General features: G+C 64.6%; 15 protein-coding genes and 4 pseudogenes. 15 read left to right on the forward strand and 4 right to left on the reverse strand.

Features of this window, described 5'->3' with window-relative positions; genetic code table 11:
- Positions 1 to 79: 79 nt before the first annotated feature.
- From ACSKB9_RS41250 to ACSKB9_RS41320, 15 genes and pseudogenes are all read left to right on the forward strand, one after another.
- Positions 80 to 1146 (forward strand): annotated as a pseudogene (locus ACSKB9_RS41250) (ABC transporter ATP-binding protein).
- 76 nt (positions 1147 to 1222) lie between these two features.
- A pseudogene (locus ACSKB9_RS41255) lies at positions 1223 to 2543 on the forward strand (ABC transporter substrate-binding protein).
- A gap of 109 nt (positions 2544 to 2652) precedes the next feature.
- A complete protein-coding gene (locus ACSKB9_RS41260) occupies positions 2653 to 3612 on the forward strand; it encodes a carbohydrate ABC transporter permease (RefSeq protein WP_225160629.1) in 960 nt (319 codons plus the stop codon).
- Entirely contained in the window at positions 3605 to 4528 is a 924-nt protein-coding gene (locus tag ACSKB9_RS41265; protein WP_057019735.1) for a carbohydrate ABC transporter permease, read from the forward strand. Before ACSKB9_RS41260 ends, ACSKB9_RS41265 begins: the two co-directional genes overlap by 8 nt.
- A 52-nt stretch (positions 4529 to 4580) precedes the next feature.
- On the forward strand, positions 4581 to 5567 hold the full coding sequence (gene denD, locus ACSKB9_RS41270; protein WP_438079950.1) for a D-erythronate dehydrogenase: 987 nt from the start codon (positions 4581 to 4583) through the stop codon (positions 5565 to 5567).
- A 131-nt stretch (positions 5568 to 5698) separates the two neighbouring features.
- Positions 5699 to 6655, forward strand: coding sequence for a sugar kinase (locus tag ACSKB9_RS41275; RefSeq protein ID WP_438079952.1), 957 nt, complete (start codon positions 5699 to 5701; stop codon positions 6653 to 6655).
- Positions 6652 to 7302, forward strand: coding sequence for a bifunctional 4-hydroxy-2-oxoglutarate aldolase/2-dehydro-3-deoxy-phosphogluconate aldolase (eda, locus tag ACSKB9_RS41280; RefSeq protein ID WP_438079953.1), 651 nt, complete (start codon positions 6652 to 6654; stop codon positions 7300 to 7302). The genes ACSKB9_RS41275 and eda overlap by 4 nt, the downstream gene beginning before the upstream one ends.
- 45 nt (positions 7303 to 7347) lie before the next feature.
- On the forward strand, positions 7348 to 8517 hold the full coding sequence (locus ACSKB9_RS41285; RefSeq protein WP_438079955.1) for an acetyl-CoA acetyltransferase: 1170 nt from the start codon (positions 7348 to 7350) through the stop codon (positions 8515 to 8517).
- 1 nt (position 8518) lies between these two features.
- Entirely contained in the window at positions 8519 to 10057 is a 1539-nt protein-coding gene (locus tag ACSKB9_RS41290; protein WP_438079956.1) for a class I adenylate-forming enzyme family protein, read from the forward strand.
- 144 nt (positions 10058 to 10201) lie between these two features.
- Positions 10202 to 10411, forward strand: a complete 210-nt coding sequence (locus tag ACSKB9_RS41295; protein ID WP_057019739.1) for a hypothetical protein — start codon at positions 10202 to 10204, stop codon at positions 10409 to 10411.
- A gap of 163 nt (positions 10412 to 10574) precedes the next feature.
- A complete protein-coding gene (locus tag ACSKB9_RS41300; protein WP_438079958.1) occupies positions 10575 to 11774 on the forward strand; it encodes a CaiB/BaiF CoA transferase family protein in 1200 nt (399 codons plus the stop codon).
- Positions 11775 to 11785: 11 nt separating this feature from the next.
- The gene (locus ACSKB9_RS41305) at positions 11786 to 12952 is read left to right on the forward strand and encodes an acyl-CoA dehydrogenase family protein (RefSeq protein ID WP_028344637.1); all 1167 of its coding nucleotides are present in this window, start codon (positions 11786 to 11788) and stop codon (positions 12950 to 12952) included.
- Between the two features lie 125 nt (positions 12953 to 13077).
- A complete protein-coding gene (locus ACSKB9_RS41310; RefSeq protein WP_438079961.1) occupies positions 13078 to 14214 on the forward strand; it encodes a thiolase family protein in 1137 nt (378 codons plus the stop codon).
- Complete coding sequence (locus tag ACSKB9_RS41315) at positions 14211 to 14570, forward strand: Zn-ribbon domain-containing OB-fold protein (protein ID WP_438079963.1); 360 nt, start codon at positions 14211 to 14213, stop codon at positions 14568 to 14570. Before ACSKB9_RS41310 ends, ACSKB9_RS41315 begins: the two co-directional genes overlap by 4 nt.
- A gap of 666 nt (positions 14571 to 15236) precedes the next feature.
- Positions 15237 to 15674 (forward strand): carboxymuconolactone decarboxylase family protein, encoded by a 438-nt coding sequence (locus tag ACSKB9_RS41320; protein ID WP_438079964.1) that lies wholly within the window; start codon positions 15237 to 15239, stop codon positions 15672 to 15674.
- A gap of 190 nt (positions 15675 to 15864) precedes the next feature.
- Here ACSKB9_RS41320 and glsA read toward each other — a convergent pair whose 3' ends face one another.
- From glsA to ACSKB9_RS41340, 4 genes and pseudogenes are all read right to left on the reverse strand, one after another.
- A complete protein-coding gene (gene glsA, locus ACSKB9_RS41325; protein WP_438079966.1) occupies positions 15865 to 17724 on the reverse strand; it encodes a glutaminase A in 1860 nt (619 codons plus the stop codon).
- 22 nt (positions 17725 to 17746) lie between these two features.
- A pseudogene (locus ACSKB9_RS41330) lies at positions 17747 to 19809 on the reverse strand (TRAP transporter permease).
- A 143-nt stretch (positions 19810 to 19952) separates the two neighbouring features.
- Positions 19953 to 21116, reverse strand: coding sequence for a TAXI family TRAP transporter solute-binding subunit (locus ACSKB9_RS41335; RefSeq protein WP_438079967.1), 1164 nt, complete (start codon positions 21114 to 21116; stop codon positions 19953 to 19955).
- Positions 21117 to 21269: 153 nt separating this feature from the next.
- A pseudogene (locus ACSKB9_RS41340) lies at positions 21270 to 21492 on the reverse strand (acetyl-CoA carboxylase biotin carboxyl carrier protein subunit).
- Positions 21493 to 21595: the final 103 nt, after the last annotated feature.

A 21595-nucleotide genomic window follows, 5' to 3' on the forward strand; every position in this document is an offset into this window, starting at 1 on the left:
GCACCCAGCGCGGCCGGAACAAAACAGAGCGGTGGCGGCACTCGTCGTACGTCGTCGGGAACTTGAGGGAGGGAAGTGGATGTCGTCGGTCCAGATTCGCGACGTGCGGAAATCGTTCGGCAATTTTGAGGTCCTGCACGGCGTGTCGATCCCGATCGAGGACGGCGAGTTCGTCGTTCTGGTCGGCCCCTCCGGCTGCGGCAAGTCGACCCTGCTGCGCATGCTGGCGGGGCTCGAGAACATCACCTCCGGCACGATCTCGATCGGCGATCGCGTCGTCAACAATGTCCAGCCCAAAGAGCGCGACATTGCGATGGTGTTCCAGAATTACGCGCTCTATCCGCATATGACCGTCGCCGACAACATGGGCTTCTCGCTCAAGCTGCGCGGCGCCAAGCCCGAGGAAATCTCGACCGGCGTCGAGCGCGCCGCGGAAATCCTCGCACTGACGCCGCTGCTCGAGCGCTATCCTCGCCAGCTTTCGGGCGGCCAGCGCCAGCGCGTCGCCATGGGCCGCGCGATCGTGCGCGATCCCCAGGTGTTCCTGTTCGACGAGCCGCTCTCGAACCTCGACGCCAAGCTGCGCGTTGCGATGCGCACCGAGATCAAGGAGCTGCACCAGCGGCTGAAGACCACGACCGTCTACGTCACCCACGACCAGATCGAGGCCATGACCATGGCCGACAAGATCGTCGTGATGCACGACGGCATCGTCGAGCAGATGGGCTCGCCGCTCGAGCTCTATGACACGCCGGCGAACCAGTTCGTGGCCGGCTTCATCGGCTCGCCGGCGATGAATTTCCTTAAGGGCAATGTGAAGGTGAACGGCGCCGCCTCTTCGAGGGACCGAACGGCGTCAAGCTGCCGCTGAAATCGGCGCCGGCCAATTCCGACGGCCAACCCGCGGTCTACGGCGTGCGGCCTGAGCATTTCACCATCGCCGATGACGGCGCCGAGGCCGAGATCGTGGTGGTCGAGCCGACCGGGTCGGAGACCCAGGTGTTCGCCAAGCTCGGCGGCGAGCAGGTCGTCGCCGTGTTCCGCGAGCGCCATCTGTTCAACCCGGGCGACAAGGTTCGGCTCAAGCCGGATCCGTCGCTGGTCCATCTGTTCGACGATTCGACGGGGAAGCGACTGAACAGCTGACGGACCGATCGATCTTAATGGCCGACCAACAGGCCAGATCAAAAACAACAAAAACACAATCATAGGGAGAAGGACGATGCACGATTTTACTCGCCGCTCGCTACTTCAGGGCGGCACGGCGTTGGCTGCAACCGGCATGCTCACCGGGCCGGCGCTGTTTGACTTCGCCAAGGCCTGGGCGCAGAGCGCGCCCTGGAAGGCGGAGCCCGGCGCCAAGCTCACCGTGATGCGCTGGAAGCGCTTCGTGCCCGCGGAAGACGATGCATTCAACGCCATGGTCGCGGCCTTTAAGTCGGCAACCGGCACCGAGATGAACGTGTTCGGCAGAGTCCTTCGAGGACGTGCAGCCGAAGGCCTCGGTCGCCGCCAACACCGGCTCGGGTCTCGACCTCGCCTGGGGCCTGCACACGCTGCCGCAGCTGTTCCCGACCAAGGTTCTCAAGATGAACGACGTTGCCGACTATCTCGGCAACAAATATGGCGGCTGGACCGAAGCCGCGGCCAAGACCTGCAAGCAGGGCAATGACTGGCTCGGCATTCCCGTCGCGACCATCGGCGGCTATTTGACCTACCGCAAGTCGGCGGTCGAGAAGGCCGGCTTCGAGCAGGTGCCGTCCGATTTCCCGGCCTATCTCGAACTGTGCAAGGCGCTGAAGAAGAACAACACGCCGGCCGGCTTCGCGCTCGGCCATGCCACCGGCGACGCCAATGCCTGGGTGCACAACATCCTCTGGGGCCACAACGCCTGGACCGTCGACAAGGACGACAAGGTCATCATCAATTCGCCGGAGACGATGAAGGCGCTGGAGTATGCCAAGGCGCTGTCGGAGACCTTCATTCCGGGTGTCGCATCCTGGAACGATTCCTCCAACAACAAGGCCTTCCTGTCGGGCGAGCTGTTCCTGACCTCGAACGGCATCTCGATCTACGTCGCGGCCAAGGACGATCCGAGCAAGAAGGAGCTCGCCGAGGACATCGACCACGCATTGTGGCCGGTCGGCTCGATCGGCAAGCCGACCGAATTGCAACTCGCGGTTCCGATCCTCGCCTTCAACTTCTGCAAATATCCGAACGCGGCAAAGGCGTTCATCGCCTTCATGCTGGAGAAGGAGAATTTCGAGAAGTGGCTGTCGGGCGCGCGGGGTTATCTCACCCACACGCTCAATGCCTACGACTCGGCTCCGGTGTGGACCGCCGATCCGAAGAACGCGGTGTTCGGCCAGGCCTCGAAGCGCGCGCTGCCGGCCTCCGGCATCGGCACGCCCGGCGAGAAGGCCGCGACCGCGATCGCCGACTTCATTGTGGTCGACATGTTCGCAAACTACTGCACCGGTGCCAAGGACGGCAAGGCCGCGATGGCGGAAGCCGAACGGCAGCTGAAGCGCATCTATCGCTGATGTGATGGCCGCGGGCGGCGGAGAGCCGCCGCCCGCGTCATCATTGGAATGCCATCATTGGAATATTGCGTAGTCATGCTCAATCCGTTGAGCAATCGGGACATCGCCTATGGCTGACATCGCCCTTGCGCCGCGACGTGCGAAAACCGAAATCCGTGAAGCGACCGCTTGGGATCAGCTCCGCCACAACAAGAACTGGCTCGGCTTCTGGTTCATGTTGCCGGCGATGGCGTTCCTGATCTTCTTCCTAGCCTATCCGCTGGGGCTCGGCATCTGGCTGTCCTTCACCGACACCCGCATCGGCCGCGTCGGTCATTTCATCGGCACCGAGAACTATGAATGGCTGTGGGACGACGCCATCTTCTGGCTGTCGGTCTTCAACACGCTGATCTACACCTTCATCGCGAGCGCCGTGAAGTTCGCGGTCGGACTCTATCTGGCGCTGCTGCTCAACGAGCGCATGCCGTTCAAGGCGCTGTTGCGTGCCGCGGTGCTGATCCCCTTCATCGTGCCGACCGTGCTGTCGGCGCTGGCGTTCTGGTGGATCTTCGATTCCCAGTTCTCGATCATCTCCTGGTCGCTGAAGCATCTCGGCCTGATCACCCAGAACATCAATTTCCTCGGCGACACCACCTGGGCCCGGATCTGCGTGATCTTCGCCAATATCTGGCGCGGCGTACCGTTCGTGGCGATCACGCTGCTGGCGGGCCTGCAGACCGTGCAGCCGTCGCTGTATGAGGCGGCGACGTTGGATGGCGCCTCGCGCTGGCAGATGTTCCGCTACATCACCTATCCCTTGCTGACGCCGATCATCGCCGTCGTGATGACGTTCTCGGTGCTGTTCACCTTCACCGACTTCCAGCTGATCTGGGCGATGACGCGCGGCGGCCCGGTCAACGCCACTCATTTGATGGCGACGCTGTCGTATCAGCGCGCGATCATCGCGGGGCAGCTGGGCGAGGGCGCCGCGATCTCGAGCGCGATGATCCCGTTCCTGCTCGCCGCGATCATGGTGTCATGGTTCGGCCTGCAACGCAGGAAGTGGCAGCAGGGAGAGAGCAATGACTGATCTTCCCGCCTCCAAGGTCGACCTCAAGAGCATCCTGTCGACGCCGTCGCGCGTCGACAACAGCGAGGGCATGAGCTACCTGCAGTCGGTGCCGCGGCGGATCGTGACGCTCTACATCCCGCTGTCGATCATCGTGATCATCCTGCTGTTCCCGTTCTATTGGATGGGGCTGACGGCGATCAAGCCGGACGAGCAACTGCTCGACCTCGACAAGTACAATCCGTTCTGGACCTGGAATCCGACCTTCAAGCACGTCCACAAGCTGCTGTTCGAGAGCTACTATCCGCATTGGCTCTGGAACACGATGTATGTGGCGGTGGGTGCCACCGTGCTGTCGATCATCGCGAGTGTGCTCGCGGCCTATGCGATCGTGCGGCTGCGTTACAAGGGCGCCAACGTCGTCGGCGGCCTGATCTTCCTGGCCTATCTGGTGCCGCCGTCGATCCTGTTCATTCCGCTCGCGACCGTCGTGTTTCAGTACGGCCTGTTCGACTCGCCCCTGGCGCTGATCCTGACCTATCCGACGATCCTGATTCCGTTCTCGACCTGGCTGTTGATGGGATATTTCAAGACGATCCCGTTCGAGCTCGAGGAATGCGCGCTGATCGACGGCGCCAGCCGCTGGCAGATACTGATCAAGATCGTGCTGCCGCTCGCCGTCCCCGGCCTGATCTCGGCCTTCATCTTCTGCTTCACGCTGTGCTGGAACGAATTCATCTATGCGCTGACGTTCCTGCAATCGACCCCGAACAAGACCGTGCCGGTCGCCATCGTCAACGAATTCGTTGACGGTGACATCTATCGCTGGGGGTCCCTGATGGCAGGGGCGCTATGCGGCTCGCTGCCGCTGGTTATTCTTTACGCGTTCTTCGTAGAGCATTATGTCTCGGCGATGACGGGTGCCGTGAAGGAATGAGCGCGCAAGGCCCGCAGCTGAATTCGAACAAGACAAGAAAAGGAGCAGGGTCGTGCACATTCTGATTCTGGGCGCCGCCGGCATGGTCGGCCGCAAGCTGACCGAGCGTCTCTTGCGCGAGGGCCGCCTCGGCAAGCAAGAGATCACCCGGATGACGCTGCAGGACGTGGTCGCGCCGGCCAAGCCCGCCAACGCCTCGATCCCGGTCAATGTCGTCGCATCCGATTTCGCCGATGCCGGCGCCGCGGCGCCCCTGATCGCCGAGCGTCCCGACGTGATCTTCCATCTCGCCGCGATCGTCTCGGGCGAGGCCGAGGCCGAGTTCGACAAGGGTTACCGGATCAACCTCGACGGCACCCGCTATCTGATCGACGCCATCCGTGCCGTCGGCGGGGGCTACAAGCCGCGGCTGGTGTTCACGTCCTCGATCGCGGTGTTCGGTGCGCCGTTCCCCGAGAAGATCGGCGACGAGTTCTTCCATACGCCGCTGACGAGCTACGGCACCCAGAAGTCGATCTGCGAGCTCCTGATCAACGACTACACCCGCAAGGGCCTGCTCGACGGGATCTCGATCCGCCTGCCGACAATCTGCGTGCGTCCGGGCAAGCCGAACAAGGCGGCGTCCGGCTTCTTCTCCAATATCATCCGCGAGCCGCTGGCGGGCGAGGAGGCGGTGCTGCCGGTCTCCGAGGACGTCCGGCACTGGCACGCCTCGCCGAAATCGGCGGTCGGCTTTCTGGTTCACGCCGGCACCATGGATCTCAATGCGATGGGGCCGCGGCGCAATCTCAGCATGCCCGGGATGTCCGTCACCGTCGGCGAGCAGATCGCGTCGCTGGAGCGCGTCGCCGGCAAGAACGTCACCGCGCGCATCAAGCGGGTGCCCGATCCGACCATCATCAGCATCGTCTCGGGCTGGCCGCGCGATTTCGCCACCGACCGCGCGCTGAAGCTCGGCTTCACCACGGCCGAGAAGACGTTCGACGACATCATCCGGATCCATATCGAGGACGAACTCGGCGGCAAGTTCGCCGCCTGAGCAACGTCCGGGCTAAAGCATGATCCGGAAAAGTGCGAAGCGGTTTTCCGAAAAGATCATGCTCAGACAAGGGGCTAAGGCGCGATGAAGATTCAACCAGGCTTCATCGCGCTTTCAGCGCGGCGCTCGAGATGACCAGAGTTGCCAGCATCGGCGAATGCATGATCGAGCTGCGCCAGGCCCCTGGCGGGCAGCTCGGCGGGCTGTATTCGCGCTCCTATGGCGGCGACACGCTCAACACCGCGGTCTATCTGTCCCGGCTCGGCATCCACGTCGATTACTTCACGGCGCTCGGCGATGATGCGCTGAGCGATGAGATGATCGCGGGCTGGGTGAGCGAGGGCATCGGCACCAAGCATGTCGCGCGATCGGCGGGCAAGCTGCCCGGCCTCTATCTGATCCAGACCGACGACAAGGGCGAGCGGCGCTTCTTCCACTGGCGTGACAGCGCCGCCGCCCGCGACCTGATGGATCTGCCCGAAACGGAAGACATCCTGAATTCGCTCGCGACCTATGACGTCGTCTATCTCTCGGCGATCACGCTCTCGATCCTGCGCGAGGACGGGCAGGAGCGATTGCTGGCGGCGCTGAAGCGTGCGCGGCTGTTGGGGACGCGGTTTGCGTTCGACACAAATTTCCGCGCCCGCGGCTGGCCAGAGCTGAACGTCGCGCGGAAGGTCTTCAGCAGCGCGTTCGAGACGGCCGATATCGTGCTTGCCTCGACCGAGGATCTGGCACCGCTTTATCCCGGCGAGAGCAACACGGCGCTGCTGGCCGGCATCTCGAGCCCCGAGGTGGTGCTGAAGCTCGCCGAGCCGGCCTGCATCGTGCGCTCGGCCGGCGGAACGCGCGAGGTGAAGGCGGAGCAGCTTACCAAGCCGGTGGTCGATACCACCGCGGCCGGCGACAGCTTTGCCGCCGCTTATCTCGCCGCCCGGCTCGGCGGCGCCGAGCCCGAGGAGGCGGCGCGCGCCGGCCATCGGCTGGCCGGTGTCGTGGTGTGCTATCCCGGCGCGATCATTCCGCGTTACGCCATGCCGCCGAAAAAGGCGCTTCGTCTCCCACCATCCCGCAAGGCCTCGCAATGACAACGACATCGAAGCAGGACCGGATCGCCGAGCTGATCCGCCAGGCCACCGTGATCCCGGTGCTGACCATCGACCGGCTCGAGGACGCGGTGCCGCTGGCGAAGGCGCTGGTCGCCGGCGGCGTGCGGACGCTCGAGGTGACGCTGCGGACGGCGGTCGCGGTCGACGCGGCCAGGGCCATCATCGCCGGTGTGCCGGAGGCGATCGTCGGGATCGGCACGATCCTCAATGGTGACGACCTGATGCGCGCCGAGGCACTGGGCGCCAAATTCGGCATCAGCCCGGGTGCGACGCCCGAGCTGTTGGCGGCGGCAGCCTCCAGCCAGCTGCCCTTCGCGCCGGGGATCGCGACCGCCTCCGAGTTGATGCAGGCGCTGGCCCACGGCTTCGACGTCGTCAAATTCTTCCCGGCCGAGCAGGCGGGCGGTATCAAGGCACTGCGGGCTCTGGCCGGGCCATTTCCGCAGGTCAGGGTGTGCCCGACCGGCGGGGTCAGTGAGGCCAATGCGGCGACCTGGCTCGCCGAGCCGAATGTGCTGGCAGTCGGCGGTTCCTGGCTGTGCCCGGCGGCCGATATCCGCGCCGGCAATTGGGCCGGCATAACCGCCATGTGCGCGAAGGCGATGAAAACGCTGAAAGCCGCCTGAAGATACGCTACATAACTCTCCGAACAGGGACAGGGAGATACAGCCATGACCGCCAGCATCGTGGGTTGGGCGCACACGCCATTCGGAAAGTTCGACGCGGAGACCGTCGAGGGTCTCGTGGTCAAGGTCGCCAACGAGGCGCTGGCTGACGCCGGCATCGCCGCGTCCGACGTCGATGAGATCATGCTCGGCCATTTCAACGCCGGCTTCTCGCCCCAGGATTTCACGGCCTCGCTGGTGCTGCAGGCCAATCCGGCGCTGCGCTTCAAGCCGACCACCCGGGTCGAGAATGCCTGCGCCACCGGATCGGCCGCCGTGCATCAGGGCATCCGCGCCATCGAAGCCGGCGCCGCGACGATCGTACTGGTGGTCGGCGTCGAGCAGATGACGAAGACGCCGGGCCCGGAGATCGGCAAGAACCTGCTCAAGGCCTCGTATCTGCCCGAGGACGGCGACACGGTCGGCGGCTTTGCCGGCGTGTTCGGCAAGATCGCGCAGGCCTATTTCCAGAAATACGGCGACCAGTCCGATGCGCTGGCGATGATCGCCGCCAAGAACCACAAGAACGGCGTCGCCAATCCCTATGCGCAGATGCGCAAGGATTTCGGCTTCGAGTTCTGCCGCGCCGAGAGCGACAAGAACCCGTTCGTCGCCGGTCCCTTGAAGCGCACCGACTGCTCGCTGGTCTCGGACGGCGCCGCCGCGCTGGTGCTGACCGACGCCGAGACCGCCAAGACCATGGGCAAGGCGGTAAACATCCGCGCCACCTCGCATGCGCAGGATTTCCTGCCGATGTCGAAGCGCGACATCCTGCAGTTCGAAGGCTGCACCACCGCCTGGCAGCGCGCGCTGCAGAAGGCCGGCCTGCAGCTCTCCGACCTGTCCTTCGTCGAGACCCATGACTGCTTCACCGTCGCCGAGCTGATCGAATATGAAGCGATCGGCCTGACGCCGAAGGGACAGGGCGCGCGCGCGATCATGGAAGGCTGGACCCAGAAGGACGGCAAGCTGCCGGTCAATCCGTCCGGCGGCCTCAAGGCCAAGGGCCACCCGATCGGCGCCACCGGCGTCTCCATGCACGTGATGAGCGCGATGCAGCTCACGGGGCAAGCGCCCGAGGGCATGCAGCTCAAGAACCCGCAGATTGGCGGCATCTTCAACATGGGCGGCGCCGCGGTCGCCAACTACGTCTCGATCCTCGAGCCGGCGAAGTAGCTTGAACATTGCCGAATGGCTGGCGGCGACGGCACGGGCGCGTCCCGACGCGCCGGCGCTGCTGACCGGTTTCGATCTCGATGCCGACTACGCCACCTTTGCCCGCCGCGCCGCCTCGATCGGGGCGGCGCTGGCGCGCGATCACGGCATTGCCGCCGGCGACCGCATCGCGCTGTTTGCGTCGAACTGCACGCAATATCTCGAATGCCTCTACGGCATCTGGTGGATCGGCGCCGCCGCGATTCCGATCAATGCCAAGCTGCACGGCCGCGAGGCGGCATGGATCTGCGGCAATGGCGGTGCCAAGCTCGCCTTCGTCTCCGACGATACGATCGGTGCGTTGAACGAGGCGAAGGACGACTGCCCCGCCGGCATGACCACGCTGTCGGTCGACAGCGACGCTTACAAGTCGATGCGAAGCGGCGAGGGCCGACCCGCGCCGCTGCCGCGCGAGAGCAACGATCTTGCCTGGCTGTTCTACACATCGGGCACCACCGGCCGTCCCAAGGGCGTGATGCTCGGCCACGGCAATCTGGTCGCGATGTCGCTGTGCTATCTCGCCGACGTCGATCCGGCGACGCCGCAGGATGCCTCGCTCTATGCCGCGCCGATCTCGCATGGCGCCGGCCTCTACAATTTCCCGCACGTCCGGATGGGGGGCCGCCACGTCGTGCCGGAGTCCGGCGGCTTCGATCCGGACGAGGTGCTCAACCTCGGCCGCCAGCTCGACAATGTCGTGATGTTCGCGGCCCCCACGATGGTGCGCCGCCTGGTCGATGTCGCCAAGAGGCGCGGCGAGAACGGCGAGGGGCTGCGCACCATCATCTATGGCGGCGGTCCGATGTACACGGCCGACATCACCGATGCGATGGCGACGATGGGCCAGCGCTTCGTGCAGATCTACGGCCAGGGCGAGTCGCCGATGACCATCACGGCGCTGTCGCGCGGCTGGCACGCCCGGAGCGATCACCCGCGCTATCTCCAACGGCTGGCTTCGGTCGGGCTGGCGCAGAGCGTCGTCACCGTGCGCATCACCGACAAGGACGGCACGCCGCTGCCTGCCGGGGAGACCGGCGAGATCGAGGTCAAGGGCGCGACCGTGATGCTCGGCTACTGGAACAATCCCGAGGCCAATGCCGAGACGTTGAAGGACGGCTGGCTGCGCACCGGCGATGTCGGCCGGCTCGACGCCGACGGCTTCCTCACGCTGTCGGACCGCTCCAAGGACGTGATCATCTCCGGCGGCACCAACATCTATCCGCGCGAGGTCGAGGAAGCCCTGCTGACCCATCCCGATGTCCGTGAGGTCTCGGCCGTCGGTGTGCCGGATCCGGAATGGGGCGAGATCGTCGTCGCCTGCGTCGTGCTCGCGGACGGCGCCGCCGCCGACGACGGCAAGCTCGACGCGCATTGCCTTGCCTCGATCGCCCGCTTCAAGCGGCCGAAGCGCTATGTCTATCTCGATGCCCTGCCGAAGAACAATTACGGCAAGGTGCTGAAGACCGCGCTGCGGGAGATGCTGGCCAAAGGCATGGGCTAAAGCGGGGGCGAGGCTGGGTTAAATCGAAAACATCGAAAACAACCCCATGCACAGTAGGGATCGGGGTTGCTAAGGCGGTTAAGGGATATGCCCGGACCTCCCGCCGCGCTAAGCTGCCTGTGCTTGTCACCGGGAGAACGGACCATGGGAATCGAGACGTCTCTGTCGCTGTCGGAAGTGAACGATCGTATCGCGATCCTCCGGGACAATATCAGGCAGCTGATCGAGCAGGCCGCAGGCGCTGCCGGCGCCGAAGTCGAGGAGCGCATCGCCGAGCGGCTCGAGCAGCAGAATGCGGAACTGGAAAAGCTCCTGAAGGCGCGCGAGGTGATGACGGGGCAGTCGCCGGCATAAGGGCGGCGGTGAATCCGCTTCGTTTTGCCCACCCTGCATTCCGCCGCACGGAAGCGGCCCGGCCGCAGCCATGCATACGCCCATACGCCCGGCGCAGCTTGATCTCTTGGAATAGCTCCCGTTACTAGCTCCATAACCACGACATCCGGGAGCGAACAGGACGATGGGACCACTGCAGGGTATCAAGGTCGTCGACATGACGACCGTGCTGATGGGACCCTACGCCACGCAGATGCTTGGCGATTACGGCGCCGACGTCATCGAGGTGGAATCGCCCGACGGCGACGTGACGCGGCAGATCGGCCCAACGCGGCATTCCGGCATGGGACCGGTGTTCCTCAACACCAACCGCAGCAAGCGCTCGGTTTGCCTCGATCTGAAGAAGCCGGCGGGGCGCGAGGCGGTGCTGCGGCTGATCGCGAAGGCCGACGTGCTGGTCTACAATGTGCGCCCGCAGGCGATGGCGCGGCTGCAGCTCGGCTATGACGTCGTTTCCAAGGTCAACCCGCGGCTGATCTATGCCGGCGTGTTCGGCTTCGGCCAGGAGGGACCTTATGCCGCCAAGCCCGCCTATGACGATTTGATCCAGGGCGCGACCGCGCTGCCGGCGCTGATGGCGCAAACCTCGGACGGCGTGCCGCGCTATGTGCCGAACGCGCTGGTGGATCGCATCGTCGGCCTCACCGCGGTCGGCGCGATCTGTGCGAGCCTCGTGCATCGCGACCGTACCGGGCAGGGCCAGCGCGTCGACATTCCGATGTTCGAGACCATGGCCGGGTTCGTCATGGGCGATCACATGGGCGGCCTGACCTACGATCCGCCGCTCGACAAGGGCGGCTATGCGCGCCATCTGTCGCCGGACCGGCGGCCGTACAAGACGCTCGACGGCTATATCTGCGTGATCGTCTACAACGACAAGCAGTGGGAGAACTTCTTCAAGGCGACCGGCCGCGACGATCTGCGCAGCGATCCGAAATTCGCGACCTTCGCCGGCCGCGCCACCAATATCGATGTCGTCTACGCCGAGCTCGCGCGCATCCTGCAGACCAAGACGACAGCCGAGTGGAACGAAATCCTCGAGAAGGCCGACGTGCCGGTGATGCCGATGCACGATCTCGAGAGCCTGCTGGAGGACCCGCATATGGTCGCGACCGGCGTCTTCCCCGTGGTCGATCACCCGACCGAGGGCCGGATCCGCAGCATGACTCCGTCGGCGCGCTGGTCGGAGACCAAGGTTGAGCCGAGCCGGCTGGCGCCGCGGCTCGGCGAGCACAGCGCGGAGATCTTGCGGGAGGCAGGCTTCTCCACCGAGGAGATCGCGGCGATGGTGCGCGACGGCGCGGCCAAAGCGGTGCAGGCATAGGAGCACGACAGATGGATTTCGCACTCTCCGCCAACCAGGAATCGATCCGCGATGCCGTCGCCAAGATCTGCTCGCGCTTTGACGAAGCCTACTGGCTGAAGAAGGACAAGGAGGGCGGCTATCCGGCCGACTTCCACCGCGCGCTGGCCGATGCCGGCTGGCTCGGCATCTGCATCCCCGAGGAATATGGCGGCTCCGGGCTCGGCATCACCGATGCCGCGATCATGATGCGCACGATCTCCGAATCCGGTGCCGGCATGTCCGGCGCGTCCGCGGTGCATATGAACGTGTTCGGGCTCAATCCGGTGGTGGTGTTCGGCACCAAGGAGCAGTGCCAGCGCATGCTGCCGCCGATCATCGACGGCCGCGACAAGTCCTGCTTCGCGGTGACCGAGCCGAACACCGGCCTCAACACCACGCAGCTCAAGACCCGCGCGGTGCGCCAGGGCGACAAATACATCGTCAACGGCCAGAAGGTGTGGATCTCGACCGCCCAGGTCGCCAACAAGATCCTGCTGCTCGCGCGCACCACGCCGCTGGAGGAGGTGCGCAGCCCGACCCATGGCCTCAGCCTGTTCTACACCGATTTCGACCGCAAGCGCGTCACCGTGCACGAGATCGAGAAGATGGGCCGCAAGCCGGTCGATTCCAACGAGCTGTTCTTCGAGAATTTCGAGATCCCGGTCGAAGACCGCATCGGCGAGGAGGGCCGCGGCTTCGAATACATCCTGCACGGCATGAATCCCGAACGCATCCTGATCGCGGCCGAAGCGGTCGGCCTCGGCCAGATCGCGCTGAAGCGGGCGTCGGAATACGCCAAGGGTCGCATCGTGTTCAACCGTCCGATCGGCATGAACCAGGCGATCCAGCATCCGCTGGCGAAGTGCTGGATGGAACTGGAGGCCGCCTGGCTGATGGTGCTGCGCGCCGGCTGGCAGTATGACCAGAACCTGCCCTGCGGCCCCGCGGCGAACTCCGCAAAGTATCTCGCGGCGGAAGCCGGCTTCCATGCCTGCGAGCAAGCGGTGATGACCCATGGCGGCTTCGGCTACGCCAAGGAGTATCACGTCGAGCGCTACTTGCGGGAATCGCTGATCCCGCGCATCGCGCCGATCAGTCCGCAGCTGATCCTCAGCTTCATCGGCGAGAAGGTGCTCGGCCTTCCGAAGTCGTATTGAGATGACGCAAGTCATTGTAGGTTGTCATTCCGGGATGGTCCGAAGGACCAGACCCGGAATCTCGAGATTCCGGGTTCGATGCTTCGCATCGCCCCGGAATGACGCTCTGAGATAGGTGCGCTGAAATGAGCTTCGTCACCGGCGTCGGCCTCACGTCCTACGGCAAACATGAGGGCCTGTCCTCGCTCGACCTGATGAGCAGGGCGGCCGAGCTTGCGATCTCGGATGCCGGGCTGAAGCGCTCCGAGATCGACGGCATCCTGTGCGGCTACTCCACGGTCTCGCCGCACATCATGCTGGCCACGGTGTTCGCCGAGCATTTCGGCATTCACCCGTCTTACGCGCACGCCGTGCAGGTCGGCGGCGCCACCGGGCTTGCGATGACCATGCTGGCGCATCACCTGGTCGACGCCGGTGTTGCAAAACACGTGCTGGTGGTCGGCGGCGAGAACCGGCTGACCGGGCAGAGCCGCGACGCCTCGATCCAGGCGCTGGCCCAGGTCGGGCATCCCGACTACGAGGTGACGCTGGGGCCGACGATCCCGGCCTATTACGGCCTGGTCGCGACCCGCTACATGCATGAATACGGCCTCACGCAGGAAGACCTCGCCGAGTTCGCGGTGCTGATGCGCAAGCACGCGCTGACGCATCCCGGCGCGCAATTCCACGAGCCGATCACGGTTGCCGACGTGATGGCCTCCAAGCCCGTGGCGATGCCGCTCAAGCTGCTCGACTGCTGCCCGGTGTCGGACGGCGGTGCGGCCTGTGTGATCAGCCGCGAGCCGACCGGCGAGCGGCAGGTCCGCGTCCGCGGCTGCGCCCAGGCACACACCCATCAGCACGTCACCGCAGCGCCTGCGCTGAGCGAACTCGGCGCCGAGATTTCGATCGCGAAAGCGAAGCAGGCGGCGGGCGTCGCGATCCCGGACGTGCGCTACGCCGCGGTCTACGACAGCTTCACGATCACGCTCGCGATGCTGCTGGAGGATCTCGGCCTTGCCGGACGCGGCGAGGCGGCGGCGCGGGTGCGCGCCGGTTATTTCAATCAGGATGGCGAGATGCCGCTCAACACCCATGGCGGCCTGCTCAGCTATGGCCATTGCGGTGTCGGCGGCGCGATGGCGCATCTGGTCGAGACCCATCTGCAGATGACCGGGCGCGCCGAAAATCGCCAGGTGCGCGACGCCTCGGTGGCGCTGCTGCACGGCGATGGCGGAGTGCTGTCGTCACATGTCAGCATGTTCCTGGAGTGCGTGCGATGAGCGGACCGATCGTGGACTGGACCAAGGGCACCGAAGCCATCGTCTACCAGTCCTGCAACGGCTGCGGCGCGCGGCAATATTTCCGCCGCAGCTTTTGCGCCGCCTGCGGTTCGCCCGATCTGGCCGAGCATCGCGCCAGCGGGGCAGGGACGGTGTATGCGACCTCGCTGGTCTGCCGCGCCGCGACGCCGGAGACGCGGGCGCATGTGCCGTACAACATCGTGCTTGTCGATGCCGACGAGGGCTTTCGCATGATGGCCCATGGCGACAACGGCCTCGCCATCGGCGACAAGGTCGCGGCGCGCTTCACGCAATTCGCGGGGAGGCTGGTTCCATATTTCGCAAAGGCGAAATGAGGGGCTGAACGATCCAGTCAGAACGCAAGACCAGGCTGAACAGGTTCGCTCTTGCCCCTCATAGTTTGCGGATCATTTTGGGCATGATCTTTCCGAAAACCGCTACACACTTTTCGGGATCATGCCTCAGTGCCAATAAAAGATCACGCTGGCGATGACGAGCATTGCCGTCACCGCCAGCATTTGCGCAAGCGCTTCCGAGGCCGCCCTCTTGGTGGCTTCCTTCATGCGTTTCCCCTAGACTTGGGCGTGACTCATCGTTGCGCGAATTGCGCGCAAGACGGCCGGATTTTTTACTCGGAACACCCCGTGTCGAGTATTCGCTTTTGACGAGTCCCCACTCAGCGAATATCGACTGTGACAGCGTTGTCTGGGAATGCGGCGGCAATTTGACTCGCGCGTGTTGCTCCTGCGACAGCAGCCCGTACAGAGCGTTTTCGAGCGAAGTGGATATCGGTTCGCGTGAAGAAAACGCGTCAAAACAAGGATCTAGGGCCCCGTTCCGATTTCATCGGAACGGAAAAAGCTCTAGTGTTTCGGAACCCGACAGAAACGACAGCAAGATCAAGGTTAGGAAATGGCCCGTATCGACTACTCCGATCCCGCGAAGGCAAGCCCGCGGACCGCGAGATCCTCGACAAGAACCGCAACGCCAATATCTTTCGCATGATGGCGCATTCGCCAAGCTACTTTGAACAGTATTGCCGGCTCGGCGGCGCGATCCGCCACAAGGGCGAGCTCGATCCCGTCGTCCGCGAGCTTGCGATCACGCGCACCGGCATTCTCTGTGAGGCGCCCTACGAGATCGTCGCGCACAAGCGGATCGGCAAGAATGTCGGCGTCACCGACGAGCAGAACGCCGCGCTCGAGGATTGGCGGTCCGCGACCTGCTTCAACGAGGTGCAGCGCGCTGCGCTCGCCTTCACCGACGAGATCGTCAAGCTCAAGAAGCCGACCGACGCGACCTTCAAGACCATCGCGGCGAAGCTGACGCCGGCCGCGCTGATCGAGCTGCAACTCTCGGTCGGCTTCTACATCATGACGTCGAAATTTCTCGAAACGTTCGAGATCGACATGCAGCCGGTGACGGAAGTGGTGAGCTGAGCGGATCGCGTCGCGGAGTCCTTCGCCTCGCCCCGCCTGCGGGGAGAGGCCGGAGCGCATGCAGCGAAGCGGAATGCGGTCCGGGTGAGGGGGAATCTCCGCGAAGTCTGACTCGAAGTTATTTTGCGGATGCAGCCCCTCACCCCGACCCTCTCCCCGCGAAGGGCGGGGAGAGGGAGAACAGAGAGACCTACCCCGACGTCAGCAGATCCACCTTGGCATTCGCCACGATCAGCCGATCGGCGAGGATCTGCGCGAGGTTGCGCATGATCCGCTCGCCGGCGCGCGGATGTCGCTCGCGGAAGCGCTCGAAATCCTCGATCGTCACTTCGTAGGTGGTCGCCGACATGTCGGCGACCACGTCCGCGACCCGCTTCGGCTCCAGCAGCGCCATCTCGCCGAACGCCATGCCGGCAGTCAGCGTCGCGAGCCGGATGCCGTCCGGCAGGGTGACGTGAACCACGCCGCTGCGCAGGAAGAACAGTGAGGTGGCCTCACTGCCCGCGGCGATGACCTTTTCATTCTGCTGGTAGGTCCGGACCGTGCAAAGCGAGGTGAGATCGGCGATCTCGGCTTCGCTCAATCCGGTGAGCAGCGGCTGCTCGGAAAGCTCCGTGGTCTCGAGGAAGTCGATCGAGCCGCCATAGCGGTAGACGATCTGGTCCTCGGCCCACTCGATCGCGGTGTCGAGCAGATAGAAATCCCTGATATTGCCGAGCCGCCTGGTCCACTCGCTGATCGTGGCCCATTCGCGCGACGTCCGCTTGATGCCGGACAGGATCACGGTGACGCCGAGCTCGGCGAGCTCCTGGAAAGCTTCGGCCACCAGCCTTGCGCCGGCGCGGGTCGTCGAGGTGACGCGGCGCAGATCGAAGATCACGAATTCGGGCCGCGGGCTGCCGGCGAGGCGGCGCGAGACATAGTCGACATTGGAGAGCGACAGGGTGCCGACCAGTTCGATCACGCGGACTTCCTGGAAGTGCCTTGCCAGGATCTCCTGCTCCTGCGGCCGGCGTACCCGCCGCGACGGGTTCTTGCCGATATTGTAGTCGGCGATGATGCTGTGGCGTGCGTCGTCGCTGCGGTTCAGCATATGCAGGTCGTAATGCGCCGACAGCGTCTCGCACACCTTGATGCCGCGCACGCTGTTGCCGTGCTTGTCGAGTTTTGGCGAATAGCTGCCGAGCCCGAGCCGCGCCGGCAGTGCCGCCAGAATGCCGCCGCCGACGCCGCTCTTGGCGGGAATGCCGACGCGGTAGATCCATTCGCCGGCATAGTCGTACATGCCCGACGAGGTCATCACCGATAGCGTGCGCGCGATGGCGTAGGGCGTCACCACCTGCTCCTCGGTCAGCGGGTTGATGCCGCGATTGGCGAGCGTCGCCGCCATCACGGCGGTGTCGCGCGCGGTGACCAGGATGGAGCATTGCCGGAAATAGACGTCGAGCACCGCAGGCACGTTCTCGGTGATCACGCTGTTGGTGCGCAGGAGATAACCGATCGCCCGGTTGCGGTCGCCGGTGGCACTCTCGGAGGCGTAGACCGCCTCGTCGACATCGAGTTCCCGGCCGGCGAAGCGGCCGAGCGCATGGAGGATATAGTCGAACGCGCCGTCGCCCTTGTCGGCGTGGAGCAGGCCGGAGCAAGCGATCGCGCCGGCATTGACCATCGCATTGAACGGATGGTTCTCGGCATTGAGCCGGATCGAGTTGAAGGGGTCGCCGGACGGCTCGACGCCGATCACGCTTTCCACCCGCTCGGCGCCCAGCGTGTCCAGCGCCAGCGCGAACACGAACGGCTTCGACATCGACTGGATGGTGAACGGCACCCTGGTGTCGCCGACCTCGTAGACGTGGCCGTCGAGCGTCGCCAGGCTGATGCCGAAATGGGCAGGGTCGGCCTTGCCGAGCTCGGGGATGTAGTCGGCCACCGCGCCGGCGGCCTCCGGCAGGAAGTCTGCGTAACAAGTGTGCAGAAACCGCAGCAGCGGCGGCTTCGAGCTGGACCAAGCCGTGGTGGTGGCGGTGACGGGAGGAGGCGATCGTTTCATCGCCTCCTGTTGTGCAACGCAATCAGGGCGCGCGCAACTGGTTCGGAACCAGCGCCTGACGGCGGACCAGCAGCAAGGCGATCAGCACCGTCGGGGCGAGGATCGCGAGCCCCAGCAGCGACACCTGCAGCTGCGACAGCGGGTTGATGCCGCCGCCAGGCGTCGCGAGCACGAAGCCGCCGATCACCAGCAGCACCCGGAGCGGCCATTCCAGGGCACCGGCGCCGCGGAGGTCGCCGACGAAGGCCTGATAGCCCTGGATGCCGCCGCAGATGAACAGCGTGCCGCATGCCGCGAGCGCCATCAGGCCGAGGCCGGCGAGATAGGGGCTCGGCCCCTGCATCACCAGCGCCGGGTTCAGCACGAAGAAGAACGGGATGAAATAGATGATGCTGCCGACCCACATCGATTCCCATCCGGTCTTCATCGCGGGCGAGCCGGCGATGCCGGCCGCGGCGAAGGAGGCGATCGCCACCGGCGGGGTGATCGACGACAGCATGCCCCAATAGAAGATGAACATGTGCACCGCCATCCGGTTCAGCCCGAGCTTCTCCAGCGCGGGCGCGACCAGGATGGCGAGGAAGATGTAGCAGGCGGTGGTGGTCAGCCCGAGGCCGAGGATCAGGCTGGTGAAGGCACACATCGCGAGCAGCAGGAACGCGTTGTCGCCCGCGAGCGTCAAAAGATCGTTGGCGAGGCTGGAGACCACGCCGGTCATCGAGAACGCGCCGATCAGAAGACCGCAACCGGCGAGGATGCCGACCAGCTCGACGAAGGTGCGGCCATTGACCTCGAGGAACTTTGCGATCGTCCCGAGCGTCCAGCGGGTCTCCTTGGAGAAGATCTGGTTCAGCACCAGCAGCAGCGCGGTGGCGTAGAACGGTGCGTGGCTTTCGCGCTTGAAATACAGCAGCATCACGATCAGGAGCGCGATCACGAAGACGTAGTACCAGCCGTCCTTGATCGTATCCATCACGCGCGGCAGCTCGGCGCGCGGAATGCCCTTCAGCCCGTGGCGCGCGGCGTAGGAATCGACCTGCATGAACAGGCCGACATAGTAGAGCGCCGCAGGGATGATCGCGGCCACCGCGACCTCCGCGTAGCTGATATTGAGGAACTGCGCGATCACGAACGCGGTGGCGCCCATCACCGGCGGCGCCAGCACGGCGCCGGTGGAGGCGCAGGCCTCGATCGCGCCGGCATAGGAGGCGCGGAAGCCGCTCTTCTTCATGACCGGGATCGTCATCGTGCCGGCGGTCAGCACGTTGGAGACGATCGAGCCCGACATCATGCCGAGCAGGCCGGAGGCGAAGATGCAGACCTTGGCGGCGCCTCCGCGGAACGTGCCGCACAGCGCGAAGGCGAGGTTGATGAAGAATTTTCCGGCGCCGGTCATCATCAGCGCGGTGCCGAACACCAAAAAGCCGATCACGGTGTCGGCGAAGGCCTGGATCGGAATGCCGAGCAGGCTCTCGCCCGACAGCACGTGGTAGGCGGTGGTCTGGTCGAGCGTGAGCTGCGAGCCGCGGAACGGCCCGAGCCAGCTGGCCTCGGCGAACAGCGGATAGACGGTGAAGGGCAGCACGCTGAGCAGGAGGCTCCAGCCGCCGGTCCGGCGCAGCGCCTCCATCAGCATCACCCACATCACGAGTCCGGCGATGATGACGTTCCTGGGCGCGCCGTCGGACTCCCAGCCATATTGCGCCGCCTTGCGCACGTTCAGCATCAGCCAGATCGAGGCGGCGAAGGTCGCGACGGCGAGCGCGAGATCATACCAGGGAATGCGGTTCAGCGGCGCGCGCTCCGATCCCGGGAAGATCAGGAACGTGAAGGGCAGCATCAACGCGATCAGGAGATAGAAATATTCGGTGTTGAGCTGGGTATAGTCGATGAAGAAGCGCAGTGAGAATTGCTGGTTGATGCAGAGCAGGATGGTTGCGGCGGTTGCGACCACCAGCGCCCAGCGCCACACCCCGCGCAGGGTGCGCACGCGCGTGACCTCGGCCTCCTGCAGATGTTCAGACCGGCATGCGGATCTTCAAACTCGATTCTTTTCGCAGGCGCAGCCGCGGCGTTCTCGGGCATTACGCATCCCCCAATGTTGTCGGTTTTGCCTGTAGCCTAGAGCATGATCCGGAAAAGTGTGAAGCGGTTTTCCGGAAGCACCATGCTCGAACGGGTTGAAGCGCGATGACGATTAACCCGATCTCATCGCGCGTCGGCGGGTCTCACTCAAAGCCGTTGGGCATATTGGCTTTCGCAAGCGCGGCGGCGCGCGCCTTCATCCAGCCATCGAGGAAGGCCTTGTCGTCCGACGGCGGGTTCGACTTGCCGTAATCCGTCCAGGCGGCGGCGAGCACCTCCTGGCGCTTGTAAAGCGTGTTGTTGTGCGCGTCCTGCTCGTCGCTCCAGTGGCCGGTTTCCTTGAGCGCCTTCACCGCGCCGGGATGCACGGGAACGACCCAGTTCTTGGTCTGCCGGTCGGCGCCGAGCCCGGCGGCGCCGGGCGCCGAATCCTTGTAGGCGTCGTAGTTGACGATCATCGCCTTGGTGATCGCGTAGATCTGGTCGACCGGCTGCGCCGCATAGGCGACGAAGATCGGGTAGGGGTAATTGCCGAGCTGGATCGGCTTGTCCGGCGAGATGCCGGCACCGCAGGTTGCGGTTTGCGGGAAGAAGAACGAGCCGACCTTTTTCACCCGTGCCCAGCCTTCCTTGTCGTCGGCGGGCAGCGGCGGCCACATCAGGCCGCGCGGCGAGGTCTCGGCTTCCTTGGCGGGGCCGGTGATCGTGGTGCCGAAGGCGGCATCGGTGTCGTTGTTGATCAGGCCTTTCCACATCGCCCCATAGCTTGCGAACTCGACGATCTTGACGTCCTTCTGGGTGAGGCCGCCGAACGCGAGCATCGCGAGCGAGTTCTGGTTCAGCGCCGGCGAGCCGACCACGAAGCCGACGCGCTTGCCGCGAAGGTCCTTCATTTCCTTGACGCCGGCATCGGCTGCCACGCCGAGCGCGCCACAATTGCAGTCGACCGACGACAGCATGAGCTGCAGCGGCTGCGGGCCCCACTCCTTGGCGCCGAACTCGAACACGCCTTCCTGCGCGAAATAGGTACCCGATCCCATCGCCGAGGAGACCGCGCGCTTGGCGCGCAGCGGCGCGAGCCGCGCGACGTCATTGCCGGCCGGCAGCACGCGGACGTCGGTGCCGTATTTGTCCTTCATCATCTTGCCGACGCCGACCGCGATGTTGAAGCCGGCGGTGCCGGTGTCGTAGGCGGTCACCGCCATGGTCGGCGGCAGCTTGATGTCCTCGGCCGAGGCGGGCAGGGCAGCGAAGATCGAAATGCCGGCAAGAGCGGCAGGCGCGAGCGCCATCAGCCAATGGATCATAATTCCTCCCCTTGTTTCGCTGTGCGAAACTTTTCCGGGCGGGATGATTGCATCGTGATCCGGCGATGGCAACGCTACCTCCGGCGCAAGCCGGCGATTTCGGCCGCTGCATCACCGGACAGATTGTCGCGGCTGGACTGGAAGGACGGGATCTCAGGTCTCGACGATCGCGACCGCCTGGCCTTCGGCGATGACATCGTCGATCTTGACCAAGATCGACTCTGATTTTGCCTGCTGCAGTCGACGTGACCGGTATTTCCATCTTCATCGCTTCGACGAACGCAATCTCGTCGCCATTGCCGATGCTGCTGCCGTTCTCGACAGGAAGCGCGCAAACGCGCCCGGCAACTTCGGTCACAACCTTGATCTCTGGCATTCCACTCTCCGATACCGTCTTGCGGAAATTTCATCCGGCGAACGGCTTTTTGTTGTGGCGCCAGATTGCCTGAGGTAGCTTGTTCTGCAAGTGGAATTTTATT

Origin of the sequence: Bradyrhizobium sp. BR 1433 (assembly GCF_051547665.1) — a bacterium.
Classification (GTDB): domain Bacteria; phylum Pseudomonadota; class Alphaproteobacteria; order Rhizobiales; family Xanthobacteraceae; genus Bradyrhizobium; species Bradyrhizobium australafricanum.